Source organism: Isoptericola sp. NPDC056578 (assembly GCF_042793275.1).
Classification (GTDB): domain Bacteria; phylum Actinomycetota; class Actinomycetes; order Actinomycetales; family Cellulomonadaceae; genus Isoptericola.
Genome location: NZ_JBHTVC010000010.1, coordinates 1 through 15,058, shown reverse-complemented (window position 1 = coordinate 15,058; position 15,058 = coordinate 1). Strand labels below are relative to the sequence as shown.

Here is a 15,058-nt window from a genome sequence, read left to right as displayed (position 1 = left end):
CCCGGGGGCGGGTCTCCCACTGCAGACCTCGACCACCGGGAACGACGTCGATATAGGGAACATCCTTGTTGCGTAATCCAGGATGTCAAGCAAGGCAAGCCTCACCGGGGTCCCCAGGAGCCCCGGTGTCGCGAACGTCACTCGTCGGTGACGATGCGCCCCTCGATGACCTCGCCCGGGCGGCCGCCCGCGCCCCCGCCGGGCCCCTGCCGGCCGAGCTGGCGCAGCTTGATCCCGAGGGCGACCATCACGATCCCGATGACCACCGCGAACACACCGATCACGATCGACAGGCCCACGATCGCCTTCGGCGGGTTGGCGAAGCACACCACCGCGAGCGCCACCAGCAGCAGGCCGGCGAGCAGGTTCCACACCCACGACGCCCCGCCGCGCCGCCGCATGGCCGGCACGACGAAGAGCTGCAGGAGGCCGAAGATCAGGGCCCAGATGGCCACGAGGATCAGCACGACGCCGAGGAACACCTTGGGCAGGAGCAGCAGGAGCGCGCCGAAGACCAGCGCCACGATCCCGATGCCCGTGTTGACCGAGCCCGCGGACGTCCCGCGCCGGCGGATCCCGTCCACGATGCTCACCAGGCCGTCGACCAGCACGAACACCCCGAAGACCTGGACCAGCACCGTGGGTGTCTTGTCCGGCAGGAAGATCGCCAGCAGGCCGAACAGCAGCGCGAGCACGCCCCGCACCACCGGCCAGTACCAGAGCCGCCGCGCCAGCGCGGCGACGTCCTGGGGCGGCGTGAACGCGTAGAAGGTCATGTCCGTCCTGCTCCTCGAGTCGTACGAGCGTGCGCCACCCGGCCGGGCGACGTCCGTAGAATCTTCCGGTGCCCACCTCGATCGCGCCATCGGGCGCGGACGGCGTCACGCCGTCCGCGCACTCTGCCGAGGACCTGCGCGCCGACTCCGTCGACCCCGTCGCCGGGGCCGCCGTCCGCGTGCGGGGCCTGGTCAAACGCTACGACGGGCGCGACGTCGTCGCAGGCCTGGACCTCGTCGCCGACGCCGGAGCGGTCACGGCCGTGCTCGGCCCGAACGGCGCGGGCAAGACCACGACCGTCGAGTGCTGCGAGGGGCTGCGCTCCCCCGACGGCGGCTCCGTGCACGTGCTCGGCCTCGACCCCGTGGTCGACGCCCGTGCGCTGCGCCCCCGCGTCGGCGTCATGCTCCAGGACGGCGGCCTGCCCACCGGCGCCCGCGCCGGCGAGGTCCTGCGCCACGTCGCCTCCATGTACGCGGCGCCGCGGGACCTCGGAGAGCTCGGCGAGCGCCTCGGCCTCGGCTCGTTCGCCCGGACCACGGTGCGGCGGCTGTCCGGCGGGCAGCGCCAGCGGCTGTCCCTCGCGGCGGCGGTCGTCGGGCGGCCCGAGGTGGTCTTCCTCGACGAGCCGAGCGCGGGCATGGACCCCCAGAGCCGGCACGCCGTCTGGGACCTCGTGCGGGAGCTGCGCGACGAGGGCACCGCCGTCGTCCTCACGACGCACCTCATGGACGAGGCCGAGGACCTCGCCGACCGCGTGCACGTCGTCGACCACGGCCGCGTCATCGCGAGCGGCAGCGTGCCTGAGCTCCTCTCCCCCGACGCGCAGGACGACCGCACGCTCCGGTTCGACGCCGTCGCGGGGCTGGACCCTGCCGCCGTCGTGGGCGCCCTCGACGCCACGCTCGACCCGTCGCCCGGCTCGTCGTCCGGCTCGTCGTCCGGCTCGGTCGGCGAGCGGGGGCCCTGGGCGGTGACCGAGCCGCAGCCCGGCTCGTACGTCGTCGCCGGTCCCGTCGGGCCGCGCACCCTGGCCGCCCTCACCGCGTGGCTCGCCGACCACGACGTCCTCGCGAGCCGGCTCACCGTGGGCCGGCGCACGCTCGAGGACGTCTTCCTCGACCTGACGGGACGGCACCTGCGATGACCACCACCACCGGCCCTGCCCCCGCCGTCGCGGCTCCCGCCTGGCGGCGCGTGCTCTCGCAGGCAGGCTTCGAGACCCGGGCCGTGCTGCGCAACGGGGAGCAGCTGCTCGTCACGATCGTGCTCCCGGTCATGGTGCTCCTCGGCCTGACGCGGACCAGCGTCGTCGAGATCGACACCGGCGGCCTGGCCCGCATCGACTTCGTGACGCCGGGCGTCCTCGCGCTCGCCTGCGTCTCGACGGCGTTCACCTCGCAGGCCATCGCCACCGCGTTCGACCGTCGTAACGGCGTGCTGCGGCTGCTGGCGACGACGCCCCTCGGCCGCGGCGGGCTCCTCGCCGGCAAGCTGCTCGGCGTCCTGGCGGTCGAGGTGGTGCAGGTCGTGGTGATCGGCGCGGTCGCGCTCGCGCTGGGCTGGCAGCCCGCGGCGGGCGGGATCCTGGCGGCCGTGGGCGTCGGGCTGCTCGGCACGGCGTGCTTCACCGCGCTGGCGCTCCTGCTGGCCGGCACGCTGCGCGCGGAGGGCGTGCTGGCGCTCGCCAACCTCGTCCTCGTCCTCCTCGTCGTGGGCGGCGGGCTGCTGGTGCCGCCGGAGCAGCTCCCCGGCGCGCTCGAGCACCTCGCGACGTTCCTGCCCTCGGGGGCGCTCGGCGAGGCGATGCGCGGCGCTCTGCTCGGCACCGGCGTCCCCGCGCTCGCCCTCGTGGTGCTCGCCGCCTGGACCGCGCTGCTCGGATGGGCCGCGGCCCGCTTCTTCCGGTGGCAGTGACCGGACGCTGACCCGACCGGGCCAACGTCACATCGCGGGGCGGCCGTCGCCGCCCGAGGGGCCCGGACCGAGGGATAGCGTGGACCCGTGACCTCGCCGAGCCCCGCCGCGCCCGCCCCCGAGGCGGGCGCGGGCGCCACGCCCGACCGGACCGACCGCCCCGACCGCCTCGCCCGGTTCCGCCCCTGGACCCGCGGCGTGCTGCTGGCGAACGTCATCGGGCAGATCCTCGTCATCGGCACGGGCGGCGCGGTGCGGCTCACCGACTCCGGGCTCGGCTGCTCCACCTGGCCCATGTGCGAGCCGGGGCACTTCACCCCCGTGTTCCACGAGGCGTCCTCGATCCACTCGTTCGTCGAGTTCGGCAACCGGACCATGACCGGCGTGCTGAGCGTCATCGGCGTCATGGTGCTGCTCCTGGTCTGGACCGACCGCCGCCGGTCGGAGACGTACCGCGCCCTCGGCATCGTGCCCCTGGCGGGCGTGCTCACCCAGGCGGTCATCGGGGGCATCGTGGTGCTGCTGCACCTGCACCCGGGCTGGGTCTCCCTGCACTTCGGCGTCTCCGTGGCGCTCGTGTGGTTCAGCGCGTACCTGCTGCACCGGCACGGCGAGGGCGACGGCCCCCCGCAGCGCGTCGCGGGCCGCGGCGTCGCGACCGTCGGCGCCCTGCTCGGCCTGCTGCTGATGCCGGTCGTCACGCTGGGCGTGCTCGTCACGGGTTCCGGTCCGCACTCGGGCGACGACACGGTCGGGTACCGGCTGGCGCTCGACCCGCTGACCATGACCCGGGCGCACTCCGAGTCCGTGTGGCTGTTCCTCGTCACGCTCGTCGTGCTGCTGGTGCTGCTGCACCGCGCGGCCGCCGGCCCGCGCGTCGCCGCGGCCCGCAAGGGCGCGTGGCTGCTGCTCGCCGTCACCCTGGCGCAGGGTCTCATCGGCTACGTGCAGTACTTCACCGGCCTGCCCGAGCTGCTCGTCGGCTTCCACCTCGTGGGTGCCGGCTGCCTCGCCTGGGCCACCGCGAACGCCGTCCTGCGGCTGCGCACCCGGTCCTGACGCCCGGCGTCCCCGGGCCGCCGCGCTACCGTGGCGCCGTGCACATCGAGGTCGACGGCCGCCCCGCGACGGCCGAGCAGGTCGTCTCCACCGACGGCCACTTCACCGCCATGCAGGTGCGCGGCGGCGGCGTGCAGGGACTGAGCCACCACCTCGCGCGGCTCGACGCCGCGCACCGCGAGATCTTCGGGCAGGGGCTCGACGGCGACCGGGTCCGCCGCCTCGTGCGGCACGCGCTCGCGGGGCGGGCCGACGCCTCCGTGCGGGTCGTGCTGCGCGACCCGGACCACGTCGCCGTGCAGGTGGCCGACCCCCGCCGTCCGCCCACCCTTCCCCAGCGCCTGCGCTCCGTGCCGTACCTGCGCCCGTTCGCGCACCTCAAGCACCTGGGCGGCTTCGCGCAGGCCCAGTGGGCGCGGCAGGTGGGGCGCGAGGGCTACGACGACGCGCTGCTCGTCGGCCCGGACGGCGCCGTCGCGGAGTCGACGATCGCCAACGTCGGCCTCCTCGGTCCGGCGGGCGAGGTGACCTGGCCCGCCGCCCCGCACCTGCGCGGCACCGGACTCGCCCTGATCGAGGAGACGACGCCGTCCCGGACCGCCGCCGTGCACGTCGACGACCTGGGCCGCTTCGCGGGGGCGTTCCTCGTCAACTCGATCGGCATCGTCGCCGTCGCCTCGGTCGACGGGGTGGACCTCCCGGACGCGACGAGGCCCGTGGAGGAGATCCGCCGCCGGGTGGCCGCGCTGCCCTGGCAGGTGCCGTAGGTCGCCGACGGCAGGCGTGCGAGCGCGTGACAGCGCCGTGACAGCACGCTGGGAGCGGCACCCCGCACGGTGGTGCCATGACCACCACCGCGATCGAGGCCGAGGGCCTCGTCAAGACCTTCGGCGACAACCGCGCCGTGGACGGGGTCGACCTCGAGGTCGCCACCGGCACGGTCTACGGGGTCCTCGGCCCGAACGGCGCCGGGAAGACCACCACGATCCGCATGCTCGCGACGCTCCTGCGGCCCGACGCCGGCCGGGCGTCCGTCTTCGGCCACGACGTGTCGCGCGAGCCGTTCGTCGTGCGGCAGCTCATCGGCGTCACGGGGCAGTACGCGTCCGTCGACGAGACGCTCAGCGCCACCGAGAACCTCCTGCTGTTCTGCCGGCTCAACGGGCTCAAGGGCTCCGCCGCGACGCGCCGCACCCGCGACCTGCTCGAGGAGTTCAGCCTCACCGACGCCGCCGCGCGCCCGCTGAAGAACTTCTCCGGCGGCATGCGGCGCCGCCTCGACCTGGCCGCGAGCCTCATCGCGCAGCCCCCGCTGCTCTTCCTGGACGAGCCCACCACGGGCCTCGACCCGCGCACCCGCGCCCAGATGTGGGACACCATCCGCCGCCTCGTCGCGACGGGCTCGACCGTGCTGCTCACCACGCAGTACCTCGACGAGGCGGACCAGCTCGCCGACCGCATCGCCGTGATCGACCGCGGCCACGTGGTCGCCGAGGGCACCGCCGACGAGCTCAAGTCGTCGGTCGGGCAGCAGTCCCTCCAGCTCGCTCTCGTGCGCCCCGACGACGCCCCCGCCGCCCAGGCGGCGGTGCAGGAGGTGCTCGGCGTCGCGGCGACGGTCTCCCCCGAGGCCCGACGCCTCACCGTGCCCGTCGCCGACCCGGCCCGCGTGACCGACCTGCTGGTCCGCCTGCGCGGCGCCGGCATCGACCTCGACGGCCTGTCGATGGACAAGCCGACCCTCGACGAGGTGTTCCTGACCCTGACCGGCCACGACGCCACCGACCAGTCCGCGACGGACCGGTCCGCGAGCGCCGCCGCCGGCTCCCCCGAGCTCGAGGAGATCTCCGCATGACCACCCTCACCACCGCGCCGGCCCAGGTCCACGGCGGACGCATCGTCCCCGGAGCCGACCGCACCCTGCGCAACCGCGTCACCGTCGGTCAGGCCGTGTCCGACTCCCTCGCCATGGCGCGCCGCGGCCTCATCAAGATCCGCCGCACGCCCGAGCAGCTCATCGACGTCACGGTGCAGCCGATCATCTTCACCCTGATGTTCACGTACATCTTCGGCGGGGCGATCTCCGGCAGCATCGCGGCCTACCTGCCCGTCATCATCCCCGGCATCCTCGTGCAGACCGTCATCACGGCCTCCGCCGTCACCGGCACCCAGCTGCGCGAGGACATGGACAAGGGCGTGTTCGACCGGTTCAAGTCCTTGCCCATCGCCCGCATCGCCCCGCTCGCCGGTGCCCTGGTCGCGGACCTCGTCCGCTACCTCATCGCCACGACGCTGACCATCGTCATGGGCCTCGTGATGGGCTGGCGACCGGGCGGTGGCGTCGGCGGCGTGCTGCTCGCCGGCCTGCTGGTCATCGTCTGCGCGTGGTCCCTGAGCTGGATCTTCGCGTTCTTCGGCGTCATCGGCCGCTCCGCGTCGTCCGTCCAGGGCATCTCGTTCCTGGTGCTCTTCCCGCTGACGTTCCTGTCCAACGCGTTCGTCCCGGTGGACACGATGCCCGGCTGGCTGCAGGGCTTCGTCAACGTCAACCCCGTGTCGCACCTGGTGACGGCGGTGCGCGACCTCGCCAGCACCGGCAGCGTGACCGGCCAGGTCGGCATCGCGCTGCTGAGCTGCGCCGTCGTCGTGGCGGTGTTCGCCCCGCTCGCCGTGCGGAGCTACATGAAGAAGGCCTGATCCGGCCCGTGGTGCCCGAGCTCCTGGTCCGCCTCCCCCACGAGGCGGACCAGGAGCTCGTCCGCGCGCGCCACCAGGTCGCCGCGGTCGAGGGCCTCGGCCCGCCGCTCCCCCGCGCGCACGACGTCCGCGCCGTGCGCGGCGAGGGCGTCGACCACCTCCGCGCGCAGCGCGTCGAGCCGCAGGGCGGGCAGGTCCTGACGCGCCCCCAGCAGGCCGGCGATCGTCAGCAGCTCGACGCCCGCCGTCACCCGCCCGGGGTCCAGGTCGCCCGACCCCGCGGGGACGAGGCAGGCCCAGTACGCGACGCCGACCGACGACGTCGCCAGCACGGGCCGGTCGACGAAGCCGCGCCCGCCGCCGCGCACCTTCCGACCCACGTCGACGATCCGGCGCGCGAGGCCGGCCTCGTCGGCCCCCGCCTGCACCCGCCGGACCAGGGTGGCCGACGCCAGCAGGAGGAACCACGGCGCGGCGTCCCCCTCCGGCTGTCCCGCGCCGAACGTCTCCAGCGACCGCGCGAGGTGCGCGAGCGCCGCCGTGCGGTCGCCGCGTGCCCACGCCAGCTCGCCGCGACCGAGCTCGACGACGCCGCGGGCCTGGGCCTCCCGCCCGCCGTGCGCGCCCTCGACGGTGGGGACCATCGACGCGACGACGGCCTCGGCCGAGCCGAGATCACCGAGGGTGAGCGCGGCGCCGAGCTCGATCCAGCGGACCTGCCACTGCATCTCCTCCGCCCCGATCGCGATCACGCCCTGCTTCGCGGCGGCGACCCAGCGGACCGCCTCGGCCGACTCGCCCCGTTCCGCGAGGAACGACGCGAGGACCATCGCCGTCATGGCCGACGCCGCGGCGTCGTCGATCCCGCGCGCGACGTCGTGCGCCGCCCGCGCGAGCTCGACGGCCCGCGCGATCTCGCCGTCGTTCTCCCGCTGCTGCGCCTCGAACATGTGCCCCAGCAGGGCGGTGTACCCGTCGTCCGACCCCTGGAGCCGGGTGAGCACGACCTGCACGTCCTCGGGGGTCCTGGCCAGGACGAGGTCCGCGAGCTCTCGCGTGCGCGACCCCACCGACCCGCTCGTACGCAGCAACCGCCGCAGGCGCGCCAGCGGGCGCGCCGCCTCGCCGGGGACGCCGAAGACCGACGCCGCCGCGATCGCCTCGAGCGCGATCGCCGTGGCGTCCGCATGCTCCTCGGGCACCGCCCACCCCTCGAGGGAGTGCAGCACCCCGGGCACCAGACCGATGACGCGCTCCTCCGCGCCGCGCACGGCCCAGGTGCCGAGCAGGCCGACGAAGCCGTGCACCACGGCGTCGGGCCGGCCCAGCTCCATCGCGCGCCGCACCGCGAACAGCAGGTTCTCCTGCTCCCGGCCGAGCTCCGCGACGGCGTCGCGCTGGCGCGGGCTCAGCATCCGGGAGGCGCACCGCCGGGACACCGTCAGCGACCACGCGAGCACGGCCGCGTCGGCGGCCGCCTCCTCCCCCGCCGCGGCGAGCCGCAGCAGCCCGAACTCCCGCACGGTCTCGACCATCCGGTACCGGGTGGCGCCGTCGGCCTCCTCGACGCGCACCAGGGACTGCAGCTCCAGCGCCGTGACGTCGTCGTCCACCTGCCACCCGGGCACGCCGGGCAGCAGGGCGCGCGCCGCCTCCGCGGAGAAGCCGTCGGGGAGCGTCGCGGCACGCCGCCACAGCGCCTGCTGCCCGGCCGTGAGCAGGTTCCAGCTCCAGTCGAGCACGGCTTCGAGCGTGCGGTGCCGGTCGGGCACCGAGCGGTCGCGCACCCGGAGCAGGGCGAACCGCTCGTCGAGCCGCGCCTCGACCTCGGCGACGCTGAGGGTCCGCACGCGCGCGGCCGCCAGCTCGATGGCCAGCGGAAGGCCGTCCAGGCGGTCGCACAGGCGCGCGACGGCCGCGCGGTCCAGCAGGGCGTCAGGGCGCACCGCGCGGGCCCGCTCGACGAACAGCCGCACCGCGGGGCCGCCGTCCTCGCCGTCCGGGTCGGCACCGAGCGGCGCGGGCGCGTACGTCGACTCCTCCTCCAGCAGCAGCGGCGTCCGGCTGGTGGCCAGCACCCGCAGCCGCGGCGAGACGTCCAGCAGCGTGCCGGCCCACCGGGCGGCCCCCTCCACGACGTGCTCGCAGTTGTCCAGGACGACGAGCGCGTCGGCGTCGCGCAGCCGCGCGGCGACCTGGCTCGCCAGGTCGCCGGCCTGGAGCCGGTCGGCCAGGCGCAGGGTGCTCGAGCCGGGCGCCACGCCCAGCGCGTCGGCGAGCGCCAGGACGACGTCGTCGTCGGAGCGCACGCCGACCAGCTCGACGACGACCACGAGGCCCGTGTCGTCGACCGCGCGGCGCGCCACCTCCTGCGCGAGCCGCGTCTTGCCCAGCCCGCCCGGCCCCAGGACCGTGACGAGCCGCGCCGCCCCGAGGGCGTCACGGACGGCGGCGACATCGGCCTCGCGTCCCAGCAGGGGCGTCGGGTAGCGCCGGAGGCCGCGGGCCGTCCCGGCGGGCGCCCGGGCGGGCGCCGCGGCCGCTCCCCCCGCGCCGGTCGGCACGGCCGTGGACGGGGCCGGGGACGGCACCGCCGGCGTGCCGTCCCCGGCGACGTCGGCGGCGAGGCGTTCGTAGAGCGCGACGGTGGCGGGGCCGGGCTCGCTGCCCAGCTCGCGCACCAGGACCGACCGCAGGCGGGTGAAGACGCGCAGCGCCTCCGCCGGCCGGCCGAGCCCGCCCAGGGCCCCCATGAGCGCGCGGGCGGCGTCCTCGTCCGTGGGGTCCGCGGCGACGTCCGCCCCGGCGGCCTCGGCGACGACGGCGTGCTGGCCCGCGGCCTCGGCCGCGTCACGACGCACCAGACGGAGCTCGTCGCGCCAGCGCTGCGCGACGGTCGCCAGCTCGCGCGCGACGTCGGCGAACTCGCCGCCCTCGAGGTCGCCGCCGGGCGCGCCGGCCCACAGGCGCAGGGCGTCCTCCGCGGTCGCCTGGGCGACCGCCGGGTCTCCCGAGACGACCTCGCGGCGTGCCCGGGTCAGCCCGTCGCGCACCCGGTCCAGGTCGGAGGTGACGCCCAGGGCGTAGCCGGTCTCGGTCGCGCGCACGACACCGCGGCCGGCGACCGCACGCAGCCGCGAGACGAGGTTCTGGAGCGCGGCCCGCGGGTCGCCGGGAAGCGACTCCTGCCACAGCCGGTCGACGAGGACGCCGGAGGAGACGCCCCGGTGCCCGGCGAGGGCGAGGAGCGCGACCAGCGCCGCGGCACGTGCCCCGCGGGGAGCGCGCTCGGCTCCGTCCGGACCCGCGACCCGGACCGGGCCGAGGACCCGCACCCCGGGCGCGCCCGGCGGCGCGTCGTCGGGAGCGGGATCGGGGTCGAGGGCGTCACGCACGCCTGTGGAGCCTACCGGCCGCTCAGGCGCCCCGCCGCGAGGGCCAGGGGGCGTCCGCCGGCCGCAGCGACGCCCACCCGCCCGCACGGCTCGTCGCCGCGGCGAGGACGCCCACGACGGCCGACGGGTTGTGCAGGCTGCCGTCGAGCACCCGGGCGACCGCCTCGTCCAGCGGCACCCACCGGAGCTCGATCTCGGACTCCTCGCCCGTGCGCGTGTGCCGGTCGGCGTCGGGCACCCGGCCGAGGCCGCGGGCGAGGAAGACACGCACCGCCTCGTCGCTGCTGCCGGGCGACGACGCGAAGTCGGCGAGCACGTGCCACCGCGCCGCGGTGGTGTCGGTCTCCTCCGCGAGCTCGCGGGCGGCCGCCTCCGCCGGGGGCTCGCCGTCGACGTCGAGGAGCCCGGCCGGGACCTCCCACATCCGCGCCCGCACCGGGTGACGGTACTGCCGCAGCAGCAGGACCCGGTCGGCGTCGTCGAGCGCGACGACCGCGACCGCGCCCGGGTGCACCACGTACTCCCGGGTCACGATGCCCGCGGCGCCGAGGTCGACCTCGTCGCGCACCAGGTCGACGATGCGGCCGTGCTGCAGCACCTCGTGCCGCAGCACCGGCCGCGGGAAAGGCTCGTCCGCGACGGACGGGCCGGCCCCCGGTGCGACGTCGGGCGCCGTCACGCGCCCTGGCGCTCGAGCGCCGCCGCGACCAGCCCGGAGAAGAGCGGGTGCGAGCGGGTGGGGCGCGACTTGAACTCCGGGTGCGCCTGGGTGCTCACGTAGTACGGGTGCACGTCCGCGGGCAGCTCCACGAACTCCACGAGCTGCGCGTCGGGGGACGTGCCCGAGAACACCAGGCCGGCCTCCTCGAGCTGGGCGCGGTACGCGTTGTTGACCTCGTACCGGTGGCGGTGGCGCTCCGACACCCGCTCGCTGCCGTACGCCTTGGCGACGACCGAACCCGCTCCGAGGTGGGCGTCGTACGCCCCGAGGCGCATGGTGCCGCCCAGGTCGCCGTCGCCGCCCACGATCGCCAGCTGCTCGGCCATCGTCGCGATGACGGGGTGCGTGCTGTTCGGGTCGAACTCGGTCGACGAGGCGTCCTCGAGACCGAGCACGTTGCGCGCGTACTCGATGACCATCGACTGCAGGCCCAGGCAGATGCCCAGCGTCGGCACGAGGTTCTCGCGCGCCCAGCGCAGGGCACCGACCTTGCCGTCGATGCCGCGCACGCCGAACCCGCCGGGCACCAGCACCGCGTCGACGCCCTCCAGCGCCTCCTGCGCGCCCTCGGGGGTCTGGCAGTCGTCGGCGGCCACCCACCGGACGCCCACCTTCGCGTCGTTGTCGAAGCCGCCGGCGCGCAGCGCCTCGGTCACCGACAGGTACGCGTCGGGAAGGTCGATGTACTTGCCGACGAGCGCGATCTCGACGTTGTGCTCCGGCTCGTGCACGCGCTCCAGGAGCTGGCTCCAGCCGTCCCAGTCGACGTCGTGGAAGGGCAGGTCGAGGCGGCGCACGACGTAGGCGTCCAGGCCCTCGGCGTGCAGCACGCGCGGGATGTCGTAGATGCTCGGCGCGTCGACCGCGTTGACGACGGCCTCGTTGTCGACGTCGCACATGAGCGCGATCTTGCGCTTGATCGACTCCGGGACCACGCGGTCGGCCCGCAGCACGATCGCGTCGGGCTGGATGCCGATGGAGCGCAGGGCGGCCACCGAGTGCTGGGTCGGCTTGGTCTTCAGCTCGCCCGACGGGCCGATGTACGGCACGAGCGAGACGTGCAGGAAGAAGCAGTCGTCACGGCCGAGCTCGTGCCGCACCTGGCGCGCGGCCTCGAGGAACGGCTGGGACTCGATGTCGCCGACGGTGCCGCCGATCTCGGTGATGATCACGTCGACGTCGGGGCCCGCCTGGTCACGCATGCGCGACTTGATCTCGTCCGTGATGTGCGGGATCACCTGGACCGTGTCGCCGAGGTACTCGCCGCGGCGCTCCTTGGCGATCACGCGGGAGTAGACCTGACCGGTGGTGACGTTCGACGAGGCCGGCAGCTCCACGTCGAGGAACCGCTCGTAGTGACCGATGTCGAGGTCGGTCTCGGCGCCGTCCTCGGTGACGAAGACCTCGCCGTGCTGGAACGGGTTCATCGTGCCCGGGTCCACGTTGAGGTACGGGTCGAGCTTCTGCATCGTGACCCGCAGGCCCCGCGAGCGCAGCAGGCGCCCGAGCGAGGAGGCGGTGAGTCCCTTGCCGAGAGACGAGGCCACACCGCCCGTCACGAAGATGTGCCGCGTCTGGTGCGTGGCACCCGTACGGCTGGAGGAGCGGGGCTGGAGTCTGTTCGCGGTGTCGGCCACGGAACTCCATCCTAACAGCGGGTCGGACGGCGGCACGCGGGCCCCGCGGTGTGTCTGGTCACTCCGCGGGTCGGTCGGCCGGTTCGGCCGGCTCGTCCGACGGCGCGGGGCCGCGGCGCCGCACGATCCCCGTCACGGCGGACCGGTCGGCCAGCAGGAAGCCGCCCACGACGACGACGCCCCCGACCACGGCAGCGAGCACCCCGACGCCCAGCGCCGGGAGGATCGCGGCGTCCGCCGGGAGCAGCGCGCCCGACACCAGCGACCCCGCCCACGCCCCGAGCCCGGTCGCGACGACGAGCACGACGAGGGTCCGTAGGACGCCCCGCAGCGCCTCGCGCCCGGCGTACCGGCCCACGGCCGCGAGCAGGCCCGCCCCGGCGACGGTCATGCCCACCGCCGTGGCCAGCCCGAGCTGGGCGAGCACCCCCGCCTGGTCCCGGACGCCCGTCGCGGCGGGCAGCGCGAACGCCGCCACGGCCACGACCAGCCACCCGGCCGCCGTGACGACCACCGCCACCCGTTGGTGGTCGATCGCGTACAGCGCCCGCGACAGGTGCAGGATCAGCGCGAACCCGACGATCCCCGGCGCCATCCACGCGACGGCGTCGCCGAGCCCCGCGACCGACCCGCTCGCGATGCGCGCGAACACCGCCTCCACGGCCTGCGACGCGGCGACCAGCGCGCCCGCGCCCAGCCCGGACACCACGAGCAGCGTGCGGGTGGTCGTGGCGAGCAGCCCCCGGAACCGGTCGTGGCGACCGTGCGCCACGTGCTCGGCGAGGCGCGGGAACGCGCTCGTCGCGAGCGGGAACGCCAGCACGGCGTAGGGCAGCAGGTACACCTGCTGGGCGAACGTGTACGTGGGGAAGGTCTGCGACGGCCCGAACTGCAGGGCCGCGCCCATCACGGCGAGCACGGACAGCTGCTGCGCCACGAGGGCGCCGACGCCCGCCAGCGCGAGGTTGCGGGCGCGGGTGCCCTCGCCGCCCGGAAACCGCAGCGTGGGGCGCAGCCGCGTCCCCGTCCGCCGCACCGGCAGCACGAGGGGCAGCGCGAGCACGGCGACGCCCGCCGTCGTGCCCCAGCCCAGCCAGCCGATCGCGGAGGTGGAGATCGCCTCGATGTCGTCCCGGTTCCCGCCCGCCATCGAGACGAACACGAGGTACACGACGATGACGGCGACGCTGGACAGCAGCGGGGCGAACGCCTGCCAGAAGAACCGCTTGTGGGCCTGCAGGATGCCGCCGAGCACCACCGCGAGCCCGTACAGGGGCACCTGGAGCGCGAACGTCCGCACGAACGTGGCGGTGACGTCGACGAGCTCGGGGTGCTTGGCCGCCATGAGCAGCGTCGCGATCGGCCCGGCCAGGATCGCGAGCAGGGCGCCGAGCGGCACGAGGACCGCGAGGGTCCACCCGAGCAGCGCCGAGGCCACCCCGGAGGTCTCCCGTGCGGAGCGCCGCGCGATCGGCCCGGCGAGCAGCGGCACGACGGCGCCCGCGAGGGCGCCGCCCGCGGCCACCTCGAACAGCACGTTCGGCAGCAGGTTGGCCGCGCTGTACGCCGGGCCGACGCCTTCGGTGCCCACCGCCCACGACAGCACCAACGACCGGGCGAACCCGACCAGCCGGCTCGCCACCGTCACGACGGTGATCATGACGGCGGCGCCGGCGAGCGTCTGGGTCGCCGCCCGCAGCCCGCCCGGGCGCGACGTCATGGGTTCACTCCCCCGCGGCGGGTTCCCGCGCCGGGTCCTGCGGCCGGTCCGGCGTCGCCGCCGGGCGGCGACCCCACCCGTCCGCGGCACGCAGCCACGGCGTGCGCTGGATGACGGCGGAGAAGCTCACGCGCTCGGACGCGAGGGTGAGCCCGACGACCGACGCCAGCGCGGCGAGGCGCACCCCGCGCGGGGCGCCGAACGCCCACTGCGCACCGACCAGCGCGCCGAGTGCGTTCGCGCCGCCGTCGCCGAGCATGTCGCGCTCGGCGAGGTCACCCGGCGCCGCGACGGCGGCCGCCCCGAGGACGACGCCGGTCCCCGCGCCGGCCGCGCCGCCCGCCACGGGCAGGCTCAGGGCCGCGGACGCCTTGAGCGCCCGGCCGGGACGCAGGTCGAGGAGGTTGAGCAGGTTGGCCGTCCCGGCCACCAGGGCGCCGTTCACCGCGACGTCCAGCAGGTGACCTGCCGCGCTCCCGCCGGGGCGACGACGGGTGCCGACCGCCGCGCCGGCGAGCGCCGTCGCGCCGATGCCGAGCACCTTGAGCCCGCCCGTCGTGAGGCGCCCCTCGGCGAGCGCGCCCAGGTGGCCGCGGAGGCCCTTGACGCGGGTGCTGGTGTCCTCGGCGAGGTCGTCGACGAGCCCGAACGCGGCCGCACCGGCGGTCGCGAGCGCGGCCCCGGTCCGCGCCCGTCCGCCGCCCGCCGCGAGGGTCCCCGCGACGAGCCCGGCCGCGACGGCCGGGCCCTCGAGCATGCTCACCGGTTCCCCGCGGTGGTTGGTGCGGGTCCAGCGCGCGGCGCCGCCGGGCGGGTCGGTCTCGAGCGCGCGCCGGGCGAGCGCCGTGCCCGCCGCCGCGACGGCCGCGCCGCGCAGCAGCGCGCCGATGCCGGTACCGCCCGCCATCAGCCGTTCCCCTGCGTCTCACCCTGCTCGACCACCGGCGGGAGGACGGACGCGCCCTCCTCGAAGCCGTACTGGTCGACGGCGCCGGCGTCCTGGGCCGCGATCGCGAGCGGCACGACGATCTGCCCCGTCGTCTGCTCCACCCCGCTGACCGTGCTCACCAGATCCCTGAGCCGGTCGTCGGCGCGGATCGTGGCGATCAGGTCCCCGTCCTGCGTCGTCGGCCCC

General features: G+C 75.8%; 13 protein-coding genes. 6 read left to right on the top strand and 7 right to left on the bottom strand.

Going from position 1 to position 15,058, the window contains the following annotated elements:
* Positions 1–137: 137 nt before the first annotated feature.
* Positions 138–776, bottom strand: coding sequence for an HdeD family acid-resistance protein (locus ACFQ80_RS06140; RefSeq protein ID WP_430562987.1), 639 nt, complete (start codon positions 774–776; stop codon positions 138–140).
* 134 nt (positions 777–910) lie between these two features.
* Between ACFQ80_RS06140 and ACFQ80_RS06135 the strand changes: the two genes are divergently transcribed.
* The 6 genes from ACFQ80_RS06135 (at position 911) to ACFQ80_RS06110 (ending at position 6,450) form a co-directional block, all read left to right on the top strand.
* Positions 911–1,924, top strand: a complete 1,014-nt coding sequence (locus ACFQ80_RS06135; protein ID WP_430563038.1) for an ABC transporter ATP-binding protein — start codon at positions 911–913, stop codon at positions 1,922–1,924.
* The gene (locus ACFQ80_RS06130) at positions 1,921–2,694 is read left to right on the top strand and encodes an ABC transporter permease (RefSeq protein ID WP_430562986.1); all 774 of its coding nucleotides are present in this window, start codon (positions 1,921–1,923) and stop codon (positions 2,692–2,694) included. The genes ACFQ80_RS06135 and ACFQ80_RS06130 overlap by 4 nt, the downstream gene beginning before the upstream one ends.
* An 87-nt stretch (positions 2,695–2,781) precedes the next feature.
* Positions 2,782–3,753: a heme A synthase gene (locus ACFQ80_RS06125; RefSeq protein ID WP_430562985.1), complete on the top strand. Its 972-nt coding sequence runs from the start codon at positions 2,782–2,784 to the stop codon at positions 3,751–3,753.
* Positions 3,754–3,791: 38 nt separating this feature from the next.
* Positions 3,792–4,520 carry an aminotransferase class IV gene (locus ACFQ80_RS06120; protein ID WP_430562984.1) on the top strand — a complete coding sequence of 243 codons (729 nt, stop codon included), beginning with the start codon at positions 3,792–3,794 and terminating at the stop codon, positions 4,518–4,520.
* 77 nt (positions 4,521–4,597) lie between these two features.
* Positions 4,598–5,608 carry an ATP-binding cassette domain-containing protein gene (locus ACFQ80_RS06115; protein ID WP_430562983.1) on the top strand — a complete coding sequence of 337 codons (1,011 nt, stop codon included), beginning with the start codon at positions 4,598–4,600 and terminating at the stop codon, positions 5,606–5,608.
* A complete protein-coding gene (locus ACFQ80_RS06110; protein WP_430562982.1) occupies positions 5,605–6,450 on the top strand; it encodes an ABC transporter permease in 846 nt (281 codons plus the stop codon). Before ACFQ80_RS06115 ends, ACFQ80_RS06110 begins: the two co-directional genes overlap by 4 nt.
* Here ACFQ80_RS06110 and ACFQ80_RS06105 read toward each other — a convergent pair.
* The 6 genes from ACFQ80_RS06105 to ACFQ80_RS06080 form a co-directional block, all read right to left on the bottom strand.
* Positions 6,432–9,845 (bottom strand): ATP-binding protein, encoded by a 3,414-nt coding sequence (locus ACFQ80_RS06105; RefSeq protein WP_430562981.1) that lies wholly within the window; start codon positions 9,843–9,845, stop codon positions 6,432–6,434. The two genes, ACFQ80_RS06110 and ACFQ80_RS06105, sit on opposite strands and share 19 nt — an antisense overlap.
* A gap of 22 nt (positions 9,846–9,867) precedes the next feature.
* Entirely contained in the window at positions 9,868–10,524 is a 657-nt protein-coding gene (locus ACFQ80_RS06100; protein ID WP_430562980.1) for an NUDIX domain-containing protein, read from the bottom strand.
* Positions 10,521–12,203 (bottom strand): CTP synthase, encoded by a 1,683-nt coding sequence (locus ACFQ80_RS06095; RefSeq protein ID WP_430551722.1) that lies wholly within the window; start codon positions 12,201–12,203, stop codon positions 10,521–10,523. Before ACFQ80_RS06095 ends, ACFQ80_RS06100 begins: the two co-directional genes overlap by 4 nt.
* Positions 12,204–12,261: 58 nt before the next feature.
* Positions 12,262–13,923, bottom strand: coding sequence for a murein biosynthesis integral membrane protein MurJ (gene murJ, locus ACFQ80_RS06090; protein WP_430562979.1), 1,662 nt, complete (start codon positions 13,921–13,923; stop codon positions 12,262–12,264).
* A gap of 4 nt (positions 13,924–13,927) precedes the next feature.
* Positions 13,928–14,830, bottom strand: coding sequence for a hypothetical protein (locus tag ACFQ80_RS06085; RefSeq protein ID WP_430562978.1), 903 nt, complete (start codon positions 14,828–14,830; stop codon positions 13,928–13,930).
* The coding region (locus tag ACFQ80_RS06080; protein WP_430562977.1) for a copper transporter at positions 14,830–15,058 on the bottom strand (229 nt) is incomplete at its 5' end. The genes ACFQ80_RS06080 and ACFQ80_RS06085, both read right to left, overlap by 1 nt.